The following is a 13653-nucleotide window of genomic DNA, read 5'->3' on the forward strand; positions in this document are numbered from 1 at the left end:
CCATGCCACACGACACGCCCCGCGCCACCTCGCGCACCGCCTCCCCCGCCGCGGCCGGGGAGCCGATCGCCCTTCCGGTCACCGCCGTCACCTGCCTGGAGGACCGCGCCCACGTCGAGCGCACCGCAGTCCTCGACCTCGAAGCCGGGGTGCAGCGCCTCCGCCTCGGGCCGGTCAGCGCGCTGGCCGTCGACCGCACCCTGCACGCCGAGCTGGACGCCGGCCTGCCGGCCGCCGTCCTGGACGTGCGGATCGTCCGTACGTGGACGCCCCGCGGGCCGCTGCCGTCCGCCGACGACTCGGCACTGCGGCAGCACCTGCACGCCCTCGAAGCGGAGCAGGTCTCGGTGCAGCACCGGCGGGACCGGCTGGACGTCCGCCTCGGCCTGCTCGGCAGGCTCGCCGACCGGCTGCTGCGGGAGATCCGCGAAAGCGCCGGCGCCGGCGAGAGCGACCCGGACCGCTGGGCGCGGGAACTGGACCGGCTCGACGCCGAACGCGACACGTACGGCGAGCAGCTGCGCACCGCGCAGGCGCGGCTGGCCGCCCTCGACGCGGAACTCGCGGACGTCCGGCGGGGCCTGGCCGCCGCCGAGGGGCAGCCGGCCGACCTGGTGGCGCACGTCGAGGTGACCGTCCGGGCCTCGGCGGCCGGGCCGGCCCGGCTGCGGCTCGGCCACCTCACGGCCTGCGCGCTGTGGCGGCCCGTCTACCGGGCCGTGCTCGACGGCGGCTCGCTGACGCTGGAGAGCGACGCCATGGTGTGGCAGCGCACCGGGGAGGACTGGTCGGGCGTGCGCCTGACCCTGTCGACGGCCCGGTCGGCGCTGGCCACCGAACCGCCCCGGCTCGGCGAGGACCGGCTGGCGCTCACCGAGCGGACCGCCGCCGAACGCCGCACGGTCGACGTCGAGCTGCGCGAGGAGGAGGTCGCGGAGCTCGGCCCGGCACCGGTGTCGGGCCTGCCGGGCGTGGACGACGGCGGCGAGACGCGCGTTTTTGCCGCCCCCGGCCCCGTCTCGGTGCCGTCGGACGGACGCGCCCACCGGGTGCCGCTGTCGTCCTTCACCGCGGACGCGGCCGCCGAGTACGCGGCCACGCCCGAGCTGTCGCCGCTGGTGGCGCAGGTGGTGCGGGTTCCGAACCGGTCCGGGCACGCCCTGCTGGCCGGGCCGGTGGACCTGGTCCGCGGCAGCGGTTTCAGCGGCCGGGGCACCCTGGAGTTCACGGCGCCCGGCGCCACCGCCGAACTCGCCTTCGGCAGCTGCGACGACCTGCGGGTGGTGCGGCAGGCCGACGAGTCCCGCGAAACGGGCGGGATCATGCAGCGGACGGTGGTCACGCGAACGGTGCGGCTGCACCTGTCCCGGTTCTCGGCCCCCGGCGAGGAGGGCGAGCGGACCGTCGCCGTCCGCGAGCGGATCCCGGTCTCGGAGATCTCGGCGGTGGAGGTGCGCCTGCGCAAGGAGGCCTGCTCCCCGGCCCCGGACGCGGTCGACGCCGACGGCATTGCCCGCTGGGACATCGCCCTCCCGCCGGGCGGCCGCCGCAGCATCACCCTGGCGTACGAGGTGTCGGCGGGCGCGAAGGTCGCCGGCCTCTGACCGTACGGGCGCCGTGTGCGGCGCGGGTGCGCGCCGCCGGGAGCCCGGTGCCCGCAGGTGCCGGAATGCGCCGGTCCGCCGCATAAGCTCGCTCCGGCGCCCCCTATGACCGAGGAGGATCCGATGAACCCCGCCGGGGAAGGGCCACTGCACCTGGACGCGGTCAGCGTCCTGAACGCGAAGACGACGCTCGTCCGGCTCCTCGGCAGGGCCGGTATCCACCCCGGCGACGCCGAGGAGCTGATCGGGCTGGTCTCGGCCGGGGCGGTCGCCGTCGCGGCCGCGGAGGTCGCGGGGCGGGCGGAGGACGCCCCGACGGCAGAGGGCGGGCCCTACGCGTCCGGCTGGCTCGACGGCGCCCGCACCGTCACCGGGGCACTCGGGGGGATCGCCGAGCGGATGCTGCGCGACGCCGTCGGCGCCGACGCGCCCGGGGACCCCCTGGACGCGCGCCCGCCCGCGGGGCGGATGGAGCTGGAGCGGGCGAAGGTGGCCGTGCTGCCGCTGTACCTGTCGTTCGCCCCGGAGTCCGACCTCGACCCGGATGTCTCCGAGCCGGTCCTGACGGCCGTCCTCGGCACCATGACCACGCGGCAGCGGACCGGGTACGCGGGGCGCCTGACCGCGTTCGCCGCGGAGCACCGGGCGCGGCTTGAGCGGATGTACGCGCAGTACGGCCCGGGCAGCCCGATCGCCATCCACGGGCGGTACTCGCTGCTGCACTCCCCCACCAGCGTCGCCGTGCTGGAGCGCCTGCTGACGGAGCCGGCGGCACTGCGGGAGGAATGGGACGCCGCGGAGCTGCCGCCGGCGTGGCTGGAGGGTCTGACGACGGCCTGGGGGCCGTCGGCGTAGCGGCCCCGCACCCGGCGGCAAGGGGTGCGGAGCCGCGAGGGTGTCGGCTTCAGGCGCCGTCTGGCAGGCCGCGGTCGGGTGCGCTCATGTCGCCCGTGGCGGGGGCGCCGTCCGCCAGCCCGTAGCGCAGGTACACCGTGCCCGACGGGCCGGCCGCCGGGGGCGCGAGCAGCGTGACGTTGGCCGGCACGGCGCCCTCGCCGAACACCTTCTTCCCGACGCCGAGCACGATCGGGTGCACCCAGAGGTCGAGGCGGTCGAAGAGCCTCTCGCGCAGGAGGGTCTGCACGAGGTCCAGGCTTCCGACGACCTTGACGTGCTCGTGGCGGTCGCGGATCTCGCGCACGGCGGCGGCCAGGTCCGGGCCGAGCTGCGTGGAGCCGGCCCAGGAGAGGTCGGGGGTGCCGCGGGAGGCCACGTACTTCGGGACCCGGTTGAAGAGCTCGGCGATCGCACCGTCCTCGCCGCCCTTCTGGTGGGGCCAGTAGGCGGCGAAGATGTCGTACGTGCGCCGGCCGAGCAGGAGGGCGTCCGTGCCCTCGTACGCGGCGCCGATCTGCATGCCGGTGTCCTCGTCCAGCAGGGGTGCCTGCCAGCCGCCGAACGGGAAGCCGTCCGGGTCTTCGTCGGGGCCGCCGGGCGCCTGTCCGACGAGGTCGAGGGTCGCGAACATCGCGATGTGGATGAGGCCCATGGTGTGCTCCGGTGTGCGAGGAGTGGTGTCCGTCCCAGGGATAGACCGGCAGGCGGACGGGAACTCATCGGCGCGCCGGAGGCGCGGGTCGAGACCCGGATTCGAACAGGTTTACGATTGAGGGGTGAGTGCGTACGACCTGCCGTCTGCCGATCGCGGCCCGGGCCTCTCGGCCGTCGGCGCCGCCGCGCCGTGCGCCCCGCCCCGGCGGGGGGTGTGACGGTGGCCGGCGGGCGGGACACCGGGTGGCTGCTCCCGCCGGACCTGGCGCGGCTGAAGACCCTGGAGCGGTGGTGCGAGCTGCTGCTGGAGCTCGTCCGGGAGCGGATCGCAGAGATCGAGACCACCGCGCGGATCGCGGAGGCCGCGGCGGGCCGGCCCGTGCCCTCCCCGGTCGTCGAGTGGCAGATCCAGTACGGGATCGGCGCCTCGAACGCCCCGATGCTGATCCACACCGGCGACTGCACCCTGACCTCCGGGCGGACCCGGCCGGCGACCCGCGCCCAGGCCGTCGACGCCCTGCGCCACCCGCAGGTCGAGCCCTGCGGCGTCTGCGACGCGGGCCGGCTCCTCGGCGCCGGCGACCCCTGAGCGGCCGGTACCGGAGCAGGCCCGGGCCGGAGCGCTACCGCTCCGCCGGCTGCCGGGCCGGGAGGCGGAAGCCGTTGAAGAGGTCGTCCATGCCGCGCAGGGCCAGGCGGTCCGGGACGGCGCGGACCGCGGCGTCGCGGGCCGCCGCCGCGAGGGGGTGGCGGAGGGCGCCCAGGCGGCCGACCCGGCGGGCCCGGACGCGCACGGCGTCGGTGCGGTCGCGCCGGGCCGCGGTGTACGCGGCGAGGGCGGCCCGGACGGGATCCGCGGCGCCCGCCCCCGGGGCCGGGTCCGGGGCGCCGCCCGCGGGGAGGAGGTGGGCGAGGACCACCGCGTCCTCGATGGCCTGGCAGCCGCCCTGCCCCAGGTTGGGCGCCATGGCGTGGGCGGCGTCGCCGACCCAGGCGATCCGGCCGTGGTGCAGGCGGGGCAGCGGGGCGGCCAGGTCGTGGAGGTCGTGCTGCAGGACGCCGGCCGGGTCGAGGTGCCGCACCCGGTCCAGCAGGGCGGGGATCGGGTCGTGCCAGGAGCCGAAGCGCTCCAGGAGTTCCGCGCGGGGGTCGGCCGACCGGGTGCCGGCGGGGGCGAGCGCGGTGGCGTAGAGGTAGTAGCGGCCGTCTGCCAGCGGGGTGATGCCGAACCGCTCGCCGCGCCCCCACGTCTCGCTCATGGCCCGGATGCCGAGGTCCGGGGCGTCCACGATGGTCCGCCAGGCCGTCTCGCCCAGGTAGCGGAGCCCGGGGTGGCCGGGGAAGTGGGTGCGGCGCAGGGGGCTGCGGATGCCGTCGGCGGCGACGACGAGGTCCGCGGGCAGTTCCGCGCCGCCGGCCGTGCGGACGGTGGGGCGCCGGCCCTCCGCGTCGTCCACGGCGGTCACGGCGGCCCCGTACCGGAGGACGCCGGGCGGGAGCGCGGCGGCCAGGGCTGCCGTGAAGGCCGGGCGGGGGACGGCGATCGGGGCCGTGCCGTAGCGGGCCGCCATCTCGGCGGTGCCGGCCCCGGTCAGCCGGCGGCCGTCGGCGCGGCGGACGCCCATCGTGTCGGGTATCGCGCTGCCGGCCGCGCGGGCCGCGTCGACGCCTATGGCGTCGAGGGCGCGCAGCGCGTTGGGGGCCAGGCCGATGCCCGCGCCGGTGGCGGGCGGTTCGGGGGCGCGTTCGCAGACGGTGACGTCCCACCCGCGGCGGTGCAGGGCGATGGCCGCGGTGAGGCCGCCGATTCCGGCTCCGACCACCACGGCGCGGCGTATCGGCATGGGACGCCGTCCGCCCGGAAGTCCGGCGGCGGCCGGCGGACCGGCGCCCCTTCGGCCTGCCATGGTCCCCCCGCCGCAGATCACGCGGACCCGCCACGCGGATCACACCCGTTCGGCAGATTATGGCACCTGCGGGACAGGGGCGGTGATCGCGCTGACCGGCCGTGTGGGAGGGGGCAGGGGGACCGCGGTCAGGACAGGTCGAACTGCGCGCGGTGTGCGGTCACCCAGGTGCGGAAGTCCTGCAGGCCGGGGTGGAGGGCGCGGACGGCGGCCAGGTCGCGGGCGGCGGTGAAGGCGTGCTCGCAGTCGGCGTAGTACTGGAACATGTTGCCCGCCTCGTCGGCGCCGGGGAACCCGAGCGCCCGGAAGGCGTCAGGGGTGAGCGGCCGGTAGCGGAAGGGCTGCCCGAGCACGTCGGTCATCGTGGCGGCCATCTCGGCGACGGTCAGGTGCTCGCCGGCGATGCTGACCGTGGCGGCGATGAAGTCGGTGCCGCCCTTGAAGACGGCCAGGGCGGTCTTGCCGATGTCGTCGACGGCGATACCGGAGAGGCGGCTGTCGCCCATGGGGTAGACGAGTTCGAAGGTGCCGTCCTCGCCGCGCTGCGGGGCGAACATCGACAGCAGGTTCTCCCAGTAGAACGTGGTCCGCAGGAAGGTGGTGGGGACGCCGTCGTCGGTGAAGAAGTGGTCCGCCTCCGCCTTGGCGTCGAAGTGCGGGACGTTGTACGAGCCTTGCAGCGTCGGCATCCGGCCGTCGCCGAGCGGGATGCACTCGCGGGTGTCCTCCAGCGTGGACCAGACCGCGTGCTGGATGCCGGCGTGTCCGGCCGCCCGGGAGAGTGCCTGGGCCTGTTCCTTCTCGTGGGCCGCGCTCATGTGCTCCCAGAAGTTGGTCACCATGAAGGCCCCGTAGGCGCCGTCGAGGGCGGACCGCAGGCTGGCTTCGTCGTCGAGGTCGGCCCGGACGACCTCGGCGCCGAGCTGTTCCAGCTCCCTGGCGCGGCCGGAGTCGGGGTGGCGGGTCACGGCGCGGACGGCGAAGGCGCCGTCCGCGTCCGCCAGGGCGGCCCGGGCCAGTGCACCGCCCTGCTGCCCCGTCGCGCCGAACACGGTGATGGTCCGCCTGCCGTCCATCGCCAGCACCTCTTCCCTGCCGCAGCCACCCTCGGAACCTGGAAGCGAAACCTACGGTCGGGCGGCCCCGCAGCCCCGGCGCACACGCCGCCGTGTGGTCCGTTCCGGTGACGTCAGCGGGCGGGCGGGCGGTGCCGGCGTGCCGCCCACCGCAGCCGCCGGCGCGCGCCGGCCGGCCTCCGGGTCAGTGCGCCGCGGCGGGTCCGGCGGGCCCGGGCCGCAGACCGAGGGCGTCGAGCGCGGCGGCGCCGGCAGCGGCATGCCGTCCTCCGGCGAGCAGGAGGGTGCGCGCCGCCTGGTAGGGGCAGCCTGCGGCGGCGAAGGCGTCCGCGGTGGCGAGCAGCCGCTGCCGGTCGCCGTCGAGGAGGGCCTGGGCGCGGTCCGCGAGGGCGGTCGCGACGGGGTTGCCGGTGACGAGGTCCCGGGCGGCGGCGGTGCGGGCCGCGGCTGCGGGGTGTCCGGCGAGGACGGCCGCCTCGGCCCGGAGCGCCGCGTACCAGTGCAGCCAGACCCAGCAGACCCACTTCCACACGGATTCGGGTTCGGGCGCGGTCCGTTCGAGGGCGGCGGCCGGGTCGCCGTGGTGGAGCAGGACGATGCTGTCGAAGACGGCTCCGTGGCCGTGCCGGTGGTCGTCCTCGGCGCCGGCCCGGTCGGCTGTGGCGAGCCATGCGGCGCGGGCGTCGCGGTCTGCGCGCAGTCCGTGGACCATGGCGACGGCGGCGGCGGCCGGGCCGAGGGAGAAGGAGCGCTGCCGGCCGGCCCGTTCCCAGGCGTCGAGGAAGCGGGGGCTGGTGGCGAGGACGTCGTCGGCCCGGCCGGCCAGCGCGTCGGCGACGAGCAGCCAGGAGGTGGCGTGGTCGCCGACCTCGGCGAGGAGGGGTCGGCCGGCGAGGCGCTCGCCCCAGGCGCGGGCCTGCGGCAGTTCGCCGGTGCCGACGGCGGTGGCGGCGGCCATCGCGAGGGCGTCGACGAGTTCGTGCGTGGCGGCGGGTGTGGCGGCGCCGGACCGGTCCAGGAGGTCGAGGCGGTGCCGGGCGGCGGCCGCGGCGGCGAAGGGGTCGCCCGCCCAGCTCTGCGCGCCGGACAGCGCGTCGAGGGCGGCGGACCGGGCGGCGCCGTCGCCCGCGCGGAGGGCCAGGTCGACGGCCCGCTCGGCGGCGGCGACGGTGTCCGCCGCGCTGTTGTCGGCGTCCCCCTGGACGGCGCCGAAGGCGTCGGCGACCACGGCCGCCTCGGCGAGCGCCACGGCCGCCTCGGCGGCCGGGTCCCCGCAGGCGGCGGCCTGCTCGCGGGCTTCGCCGAGCAGCGCCCGGGCCTCCGAGGCGGCCGGGATCTCTGCGAACGTGCTGGAGAAGCGGTAGGCGACGGTGGCTGCGGTGGCCAGGTCGCGGGCGGCCGCGGCGGGGTCCCCGGCGCGGCGGGCCGCTTCGCCGGCGGCCCGGTGCAGCCGGTACATGTCGTCGCCCAGCCTGCGGCACCCGGCGACTCCGGCGGCCTGGCGCAGGGCGGCGGCCGCGTCCGTGTCGTGGGCTGCGAGCCCGGCCGCCTGCTCGTGGCGCTGCTGGGCCTCGCCGAGCAGGTTCCGCGCGAAGGCCGAGGATGCGAGGGCACACGCGAGGCGGTGGGCGTCGGCGCGGTGCTCCGGCAGGCCGGCGGCCCAGGCGAGGGCTGCCCTGAGGTCGTCGGCTGCGGCGTCGAAGCGGACCCGCCACGCCGCGCCGCCCCGCGGGCCGGGGTCGGGGCCTCCGGCGACCGCGGCGTCCTCGGCGAGGGCGGCCGCGGCGTCCAGGCACCAGGCCAGGTGGCGGCCGCGTACGCCGCCGAGCTCACCGGTGCCGGCGAGCAGCTCGGTCCCGTACTGGCGGATGGTCTCCAGGGCGTGGTAGCGGGTTCCGCCCGGGGCGGCCGTCACGGTGAGCAGGCTCTGTTCGGCGAGCCTGCCGAGCCCGTCGGCCACGGCCGCCGCATCCAGCGGGGCGAAGCCCGCCACGTCGGCCGCGGCCTGCGCCGTGAACGGCACGGCGAACACGGACACGCGCCGCAGCAGGGCCCGGTCCTCCGGGGTGAGCAGGTCGTGGCTCCAGTCGAGTACGGCCCGCACGGACCGGTGCCGGCCGTCGGCGCGGGGCCCGCCGGCGAGGATGCGCAGCTGGTCGGAGAGGCCGGCCGTGAGGCCGTCGAGGCCCAGGGTGGACCAGCGCGCTGCGGCCAGTTCGATCGCCAGGGCCATGCCGTCGAGGCGCTCGCACAGGGCCGTCACGTGGCCGTACTCCGCCGGATCGGGGGCCCGGCCGACCGCCGCCGCCCGCTCCAGGAACAGGGCGGCCGCCTCCGACCGGCCGCCGCCGACGCGGGACAGCGGCGGGACGGGGAACACCCGCTCGAAGGGGACCATGAGCCGGGCGCGGCTCGTCGCGAGTACGTGCAGGCCGGGGCAGGCGGTGAGCAGCCGTTCCAGGAAGGGGGCGACTCCCTCGCGGACCTGCTCGCAGTTGTCCAGGACCAGCAGCGCCCGGCGGTCGGCGAGGGCGGCCGGGAGGACGTCGTCGAGGCTGCGGCCCGGCTGCTCGCCCACACCGGTGGCGGCGGCGACGGCGGCTGCCACCCGCCCTGGGTCGGTGACCGGGACGAGGTCGGCGAAGCACACGCCGTCCGGGAAGCCGCCGGCCGCCCGGGCCGCAACCGCCAGCGCGAGGCGCGTCTTTCCGACGCCGCCCGGGCCGACGGCGGTGACCAGCCGGCCCGCCGTGACGGCCTCGGCGAGCTCCGCCTGCTCCCGCGCCCTCCCGACGAACGCCGTCAGCGGGACGGGCAGCACGGCCGCGGCGGTGCGGGGCGCCGTACCGCCGGGCGAGCGGCGGGAGAGCGCGCGGCGGTCGGGGAGCTCCAGCTTCCGCAGCAGCGAGGAGACGTGCGACTCGACCGTGCGGACGGAGATGAACAGCCGGGCGGCGATCTCCGCGTTGCTGAGGTGCTCCCCGAGCAGGTCGAGGACTTCGGCCTCGCGGGACGAGATGGCTGGAGTGGTCACCGCGCCATTATCCGATGATCTTCCGAACTCCCGGCGGGGGCGGGGGCCGTGGTGTCTGCGTGGTGCTCTCCGTGGTGCTTTCCGTGGTGCTTTCCGTGGTGAGCACGGAGGCGGTGCGTACGCCTGCCGCGGGAAGCTGGGGGCACAGCGAGAACGGGCCCGCCGGACACCGGGCCGGGCCGATCCGATGGGATCCAGCGAACCGAGGAGTTGCCGTGACGACCGCTTCCGACCACCAGGGCTTCCGCACCGTCCTGATCCCCGTCTCCGACCTCGGGCAGGCCAAGGCGGTGTACACGGCCCTGCTGGGCGTCCCTCCGCAGGTCGACGCCCCCTACTACGCCGGCTTCGAGTCCTGCGGGCAGCACCTCGGGCTGCTGCCGGCCGGCGGGCCGCAGGGCCTGACCGCGCCGCTCGCCTACTGGCACGTGTCCGACATCGAGGCGAAGCTCGCCGAGCTGACCGCGGCCGGCGCGACCGTGAAGGACCCGGTCGGCGACGTCGGCGGCGGCCGTCTGACGGCCACCGTGATCGACCCCGACGGCAACCTCGTCGGCCTCCTCCAGGACCGCTGAGCCCGCGCCGCACCGCGCGGCCGCACCGCCCGTCCGCACCTCCAAGACCCCGCCGAGACCCCAGGAGCCGTATCCCATGAGCACCGCCGAGAGCAGCACGTACGCCGGTTTCACCGCCGAGGAGCGGGCCGCGATGCGCGACCACGCGCAGGAGGTGAAGAAGGCCGCCCGGCGCGGCTCGGCCGCGGAGAAGGCCGCAGCAGCCGAACGCGATGTCCTCGCGAAGATCGCCGACATGCAGGAGTCCGACCGGGTGATGGCCGAGCGCGTGCACGCCGTCGTCCGGGCGCACGCCCCGGAGCTCGCCCCGAAGCTGTGGTACGGCATGCCCGCCTACGCCCGGGACGGCAAGGTCGTCTGCTTCTTCCAGAGCGCCGAGAAGTTCAAGGCGCGCTACGCCACCCTCGGCTTCAGCGATCTGGCCGCCCTGGACGACGGCCCCATGTGGGCGGCCGGCTTCGCCCTCACCGAGGTGACGGACGAGGTGGAGGAGCGGATCGCCGCCCTCGTGAGGCGGGCGGCCGGCTGACCTGCACACGGCACGCGGTGAAGGGGTGGAGGGCGGGCGTCCTGGGCGGGTGCCACCCGCTCGGCCACGGCCCTCGCATGCGCTGCACGGCAGCGGGGCCGGGGCGGGGTCCGCTCCCCCGTGGCGGACCGCGCCCCGGCCCCGGGGCCGTCAGCGGCGTTCCGTGCCGCCGCCCCCGCCGCCTTCGCGGCGCCTGCGGCTGCGGCGTCCGAGGGCGCCGGCCGCTCCGACCAGCGCACCCGTGAGCGCGCCCGCGACGAGGATGCGCAGCAGCTCTTCCATCGACCACTCCCTGGTTCCGCGGGCCGGGTGCCCGTTCGGCGATGCATGGGGACACTAGCGGCGGCGGAGACGGCCTGGCTTGGACGAATTTGACCTCGCCTCAGAGGGTGAGCGCCCCTTCCGCGAGCCGGGCCCCGGCCATCCGGCCGGGGGTGGTGTCGGCCAGGGCGCGGAACTCTCGGTTCAGGTGGGCCTGGTCGTAGTAGCCGCATGCGGCGGTCACGTCGGCGGGGGTGACGTGCTCGCTGGTGAGCAGGCGCACGGCCCGCCGGAAGCGAAGTACGCGCGCGGACGCCTTCGGTGTGAGGCCGACCTGCTGGGTGAAGCGGCGGACCAGATGCCCCTGGCTCCAGCCGACTTCGGCGGCGATCCGGCCGATCGGGACCGTGCCGCCGGTGCGGCGCAGCAGCCGCCACGCCTGGACGACCTCCGGGGCGGGCACCGGGCCGCTGTCGAGCCGCGCGGTCAGCGCGGCGTCCAGCAGGTCGAACCGGGTCGTCCAACTGCGGGTGGCGGCCATCCGGTCCACCAGGAGCCGTGCCGACGGCCCGAGGATGTCGCCGAGTCCGACGGCCCTGTTGGTCAGCTCCCCCATGGGCAGGGCGAACAGCCGGTAGGCGCCGAGCGGGGTCAGTTCCAGGCGGATCGCCTCCTGCCCGCCGGGGTGGTCGCAGACGCGGGGACCGTCCTCCAGGCCCACCACGAGCGCGCCGGTGGCCTGGCCGGTCAGGCCCGTGTCGTCCGCGAGCCGCCGCACCTGGGCGAACGGCTCGCCGAGGTTGATCAGCACCACGGCGCGGCCGGTCGGTACGAGCCGCACCCGGTAGGGCGTGGCCGCCGCCTCCCAGTAGCCGGCGTAGCTGTGCAGGAAGGGCCTCAGGTGGGCGGGCCACGGCCGGGTCACCCGCCATCGGCCGCCCGTACGGGTCATCCGTACGCCGTGGCCGTCCGCCCTCGTCGCCCCGGTCACCGGCATGCACGCCCTCCCTCTGCCTGCCGGGCCCCCGCCCCCGTCCGGTCGGTGCGGCCCGGCCCGAGCCCCCGATCGGCTTCAGGATTCCAGACGCGCCGGAGGGCCGGCGAAAGATCCGGACATCCCTATTGTCCCGTTATCGTCCTTCTCGGCTCCCACAGGGCGGCGGGAAGGACACCTCGGTGGACGGCGGCGCGAGCACCACGGACCAGGGCGACCGGCCGCGCGGACCGCGCGCCTACATCGGGTCGTTCACCACGGGCGGCGGCCACGGCATCACGACCGCCGCGGTGGATCCCGCCACGGGGGCGCTGACTCCCCTCGCCACCGCGAACGGGATCGTGAACCCAGCCTGCCTGGCGCTCGGCGGCGGGGGGCGGTTCCTGTATGCGGTGAGCGACAGCGACGACGGCGAGGGCGTCGTCGCGGCATACCGGACCGCGGCCGACGGGCTCGTCCCGCTCGGCCGGCCGGCACCGGTCGGCGGGCGCGGGCCCACCCACCTGGGCCTGGCCGGCGGCCGGCTGCTGACCGCCCACTACGCCTCCGGCAGCGTGAGCAGCCTCCGTCTCGGCGCGGACGGCAGCCCCGCCGGGGACCTGTGCGTCCTCGCCCATGAGGGCGCGGGCCCCGACCCGGACCGGCAGACCGGCCCGCACGCCCACCAGGTGCTGGCCGACCCGTCGGGCCGCTGGATCCTCAGCGTCGACCTCGGCACCGACTCCGTACGCGTCTGCGCCCTCGACCCTGCGACGGGCGCGCTGCGCCTGCACGCGGAGACGGCCCTTCCGGCCGGGAGCGGGCCGCGCCACCTGGTGTTCGCCCCGGGCGGGGGCACCGCGTACGTCGTGCACGAACTGGAGCCTCTCCTGACGGTCTGCCGCTGGGACGCGGCGACAGGCAGGCTCGATCCCGCCGGCGGGGTGCCGCTGGCCTCGCCGGAGGCGGCGGGCGTACGCGAGTACCCCTCGGTGGGCCTGGTGTCGGGCGACGGGCGGTTCCTGCGGGTGGCGGTCCGCGGCAGCAACGTGCTCCACACGTTCGCCCTGTCCGGGGACGCGGGGGAGCCACGGCACGTGCAGACGCTGCCGTGCGGCGGGAGTTGGCCGCGCGACCTCGCGGCCGACCCGTCGGGGCGGCGCGTCTACGTCTCCAACGAGTGGTCGGGGGACGTCACGTGGTTCGAGGCCGACTCCCGGACCGGGCGGCTGAGCCGCTCCGGGCAGGTGGAGGTCCCGGCAGCCGCCTGCGTCGTGTTCGCCTGACACCCGGCGGCGCCCGCCGCCGACGCGGGCAGGCTGTTACGAGACGCCCAGCCCGTTCGGCGTAGGCAGCCACGCGGCCGGGCATCCGGCCGCCGAGCCCGGAGGCCAAGCGGCGCACGGGCCGTCACGGGGCCGCACCCCCGCGCCCGTCACACGCCGTTGACCCCTGTCCGTTACACGGGAGTGTTACGGAATTGTCCGCATGGGGAAACACGCGCCCGAGATGCGGCGTTCGGCGGTGCGGGGGCGCCAGAGTGTGGCGCCTCGGCACGATGCCGGGAACCGCACGGAGTCCGGCCGGCGCGATGGCGTCCCGTCCGGGCTCGCCTCTCGAAGGAGTCACCCCCATGTCTGCTTCCCTCCCCACCCGCCGCCTGCTCGCCGCGGTCCTCGCCGCCGGATCCCTGGTCGGCGCGACCGCGCTGCCGGCCGCCGCCCACGACGACGACCGGCGCGACCGCCGTGCGGCCCGCTACTCCGCCCTCGCCATCGGCGACGTTCAGCACGAGAGCCTCACCCGCACCCGCGGCCGCACCGTGAACGACCTGAACCGCGAGTGGGTCGAGGTGCGGAACAACGGCCGGCAGGCCGTGGAGCTGCGCGGGTTCACCCTCACCGACCGCGAGGGCAACCGCTACCGCTTCGACCGCCTCCGCCTCGACGGCCGTTCCAGTGTCCGGGTCCACACCGGTCAGGGCCGCGACACGCGCACCGACGTCTACCAGGACAGCCGCCGCGAGATCTGGGACGAGCGCGACACCGCCACGCTGCGCGACGCCCGCGGGAACATCGTCGACACCCAGTCGTGGGGCGGCCGCGAGGGCCGCCGCCGCTGACCTCTGACGCCCTGCCGCCGG

13 protein-coding genes are annotated in these 13653 nt (G+C 76.8%); 7 read left to right on the forward strand and 6 right to left on the reverse strand.

Features of this window, described 5'->3' with window-relative positions; all coding sequences use genetic code 11:
* Positions 1-2: 2 nt before the first annotated feature.
* The gene (locus tag C0216_RS16515; protein WP_114056024.1) at positions 3-1604 is read left to right on the forward strand and encodes a mucoidy inhibitor MuiA family protein; all 1602 of its coding nucleotides are present in this window, start codon (positions 3-5) and stop codon (positions 1602-1604) included.
* 123 nt (positions 1605-1727) lie between these two features.
* A complete protein-coding gene (locus tag C0216_RS16520; protein ID WP_114056025.1) occupies positions 1728-2459 on the forward strand; it encodes a hypothetical protein in 732 nt (243 codons plus the stop codon).
* Positions 2460-2508: 49 nt separating this feature from the next.
* On the opposite strand, the gene C0216_RS16525 is transcribed toward C0216_RS16520, so the two are convergent.
* Positions 2509-3153, reverse strand: a complete 645-nt coding sequence (locus tag C0216_RS16525) for a dihydrofolate reductase family protein (RefSeq protein ID WP_114056026.1) — start codon at positions 3151-3153, stop codon at positions 2509-2511.
* A gap of 222 nt (positions 3154-3375) precedes the next feature.
* Here C0216_RS16525 and C0216_RS16530 point away from each other — a divergent pair, with 222 nt between their 5' ends.
* Positions 3376-3744, forward strand: coding sequence for a DUF6233 domain-containing protein (locus C0216_RS16530; RefSeq protein WP_162793239.1), 369 nt, complete (start codon positions 3376-3378; stop codon positions 3742-3744).
* A gap of 34 nt (positions 3745-3778) precedes the next feature.
* Here the strand turns inward: C0216_RS16530 and C0216_RS16535 are convergent, their stop codons facing one another.
* The 3 genes from C0216_RS16535 to C0216_RS16545 all read right to left on the reverse strand — a co-directional run bounded on the left by C0216_RS16535 (position 3779) and on the right by C0216_RS16545 (position 9172).
* On the reverse strand, positions 3779-4999 hold the full coding sequence (locus C0216_RS16535; RefSeq protein WP_114056028.1) for an FAD-dependent oxidoreductase: 1221 nt from the start codon (positions 4997-4999) through the stop codon (positions 3779-3781).
* A gap of 191 nt (positions 5000-5190) precedes the next feature.
* Positions 5191-6138: an NmrA/HSCARG family protein gene (locus C0216_RS16540; RefSeq protein WP_114056029.1), complete on the reverse strand. Its 948-nt coding sequence runs from the start codon at positions 6136-6138 to the stop codon at positions 5191-5193.
* Between the two features lie 184 nt (positions 6139-6322).
* On the reverse strand, positions 6323-9172 hold the full coding sequence (locus tag C0216_RS16545; protein ID WP_114056030.1) for an ATP-binding protein: 2850 nt from the start codon (positions 9170-9172) through the stop codon (positions 6323-6325).
* A 215-nt stretch (positions 9173-9387) separates the two neighbouring features.
* Here C0216_RS16545 and C0216_RS34455 point away from each other — a divergent pair, with 215 nt between their 5' ends.
* Both C0216_RS34455 and C0216_RS16555 read left to right on the forward strand, forming a co-directional pair.
* Positions 9388-9747, forward strand: a complete 360-nt coding sequence (locus tag C0216_RS34455) for a VOC family protein (RefSeq protein WP_114056031.1) — start codon at positions 9388-9390, stop codon at positions 9745-9747.
* 76 nt (positions 9748-9823) lie between these two features.
* Positions 9824-10276, forward strand: a complete 453-nt coding sequence (locus tag C0216_RS16555; protein ID WP_114056032.1) for an iron chaperone — start codon at positions 9824-9826, stop codon at positions 10274-10276.
* A gap of 150 nt (positions 10277-10426) precedes the next feature.
* On the opposite strand, the gene C0216_RS35035 is transcribed toward C0216_RS16555, so the two are convergent.
* Positions 10427-10558: a hypothetical protein gene (locus C0216_RS35035; RefSeq protein ID WP_281277937.1), complete on the reverse strand. Its 132-nt coding sequence runs from the start codon at positions 10556-10558 to the stop codon at positions 10427-10429.
* Between the two features lie 100 nt (positions 10559-10658).
* On the reverse strand, positions 10659-11534 hold the full coding sequence (locus C0216_RS16560) for a helix-turn-helix domain-containing protein (protein ID WP_114056033.1): 876 nt from the start codon (positions 11532-11534) through the stop codon (positions 10659-10661).
* Positions 11535-11713: 179 nt separating this feature from the next.
* Here C0216_RS16560 and C0216_RS16565 point away from each other — a divergent pair, with 179 nt between their 5' ends.
* Together C0216_RS16565 and C0216_RS16570 are read left to right on the forward strand one after the other, a co-directional pair.
* Positions 11714-12796 (forward strand): lactonase family protein, encoded by a 1083-nt coding sequence (locus C0216_RS16565; RefSeq protein ID WP_114056034.1) that lies wholly within the window; start codon positions 11714-11716, stop codon positions 12794-12796.
* Positions 12797-13143: 347 nt separating this feature from the next.
* Positions 13144-13632, forward strand: a complete 489-nt coding sequence (locus tag C0216_RS16570) for a lamin tail domain-containing protein (RefSeq protein ID WP_114056035.1) — start codon at positions 13144-13146, stop codon at positions 13630-13632.
* Positions 13633-13653 lie beyond the last annotated feature (21 nt).

The organism is Streptomyces globosus (genome assembly GCF_003325375.1).
Classification (GTDB): Bacteria; Actinomycetota; Actinomycetes; order Streptomycetales; family Streptomycetaceae; genus Streptomyces; species Streptomyces globosus_A.

Bases quoted from the DNA above. Each gene is read 5' to 3' on its own strand.
- C0216_RS16555 (WP_114056032.1), top strand. From the start codon at position 9,824: ATGAGCACCGCCGAGAGCAGCACGTACGCCGGTTTCACCGCCGAGGAG.
- C0216_RS16525 (WP_114056026.1), bottom strand. From the start codon at position 3,153: ATGGGCCTCATCCACATCGCGATGTTCGCGACCCTCGACCTCGTCGGA.
- C0216_RS35035 (WP_281277937.1), bottom strand. From the start codon at position 10,558: ATGGAAGAGCTGCTGCGCATCCTCGTCGCGGGCGCGCTCACGGGTGCG.
- C0216_RS16540 (WP_114056029.1), bottom strand. From the start codon at position 6,138: ATGGACGGCAGGCGGACCATCACCGTGTTCGGCGCGACGGGGCAGCAG.
- C0216_RS16570 (WP_114056035.1), top strand. From the start codon at position 13,144: ATGTCTGCTTCCCTCCCCACCCGCCGCCTGCTCGCCGCGGTCCTCGCC.
- C0216_RS16560 (WP_114056033.1), bottom strand. From the start codon at position 11,534: ATGCCGGTGACCGGGGCGACGAGGGCGGACGGCCACGGCGTACGGATG.
- C0216_RS16520 (WP_114056025.1), top strand. From the start codon at position 1,728: ATGAACCCCGCCGGGGAAGGGCCACTGCACCTGGACGCGGTCAGCGTC.
- C0216_RS16535 (WP_114056028.1), bottom strand. From the start codon at position 4,999: ATGCCGATACGCCGCGCCGTGGTGGTCGGAGCCGGAATCGGCGGCCTC.
- C0216_RS16515 (WP_114056024.1), top strand. From the start codon at position 3: ATGCCACACGACACGCCCCGCGCCACCTCGCGCACCGCCTCCCCCGCC.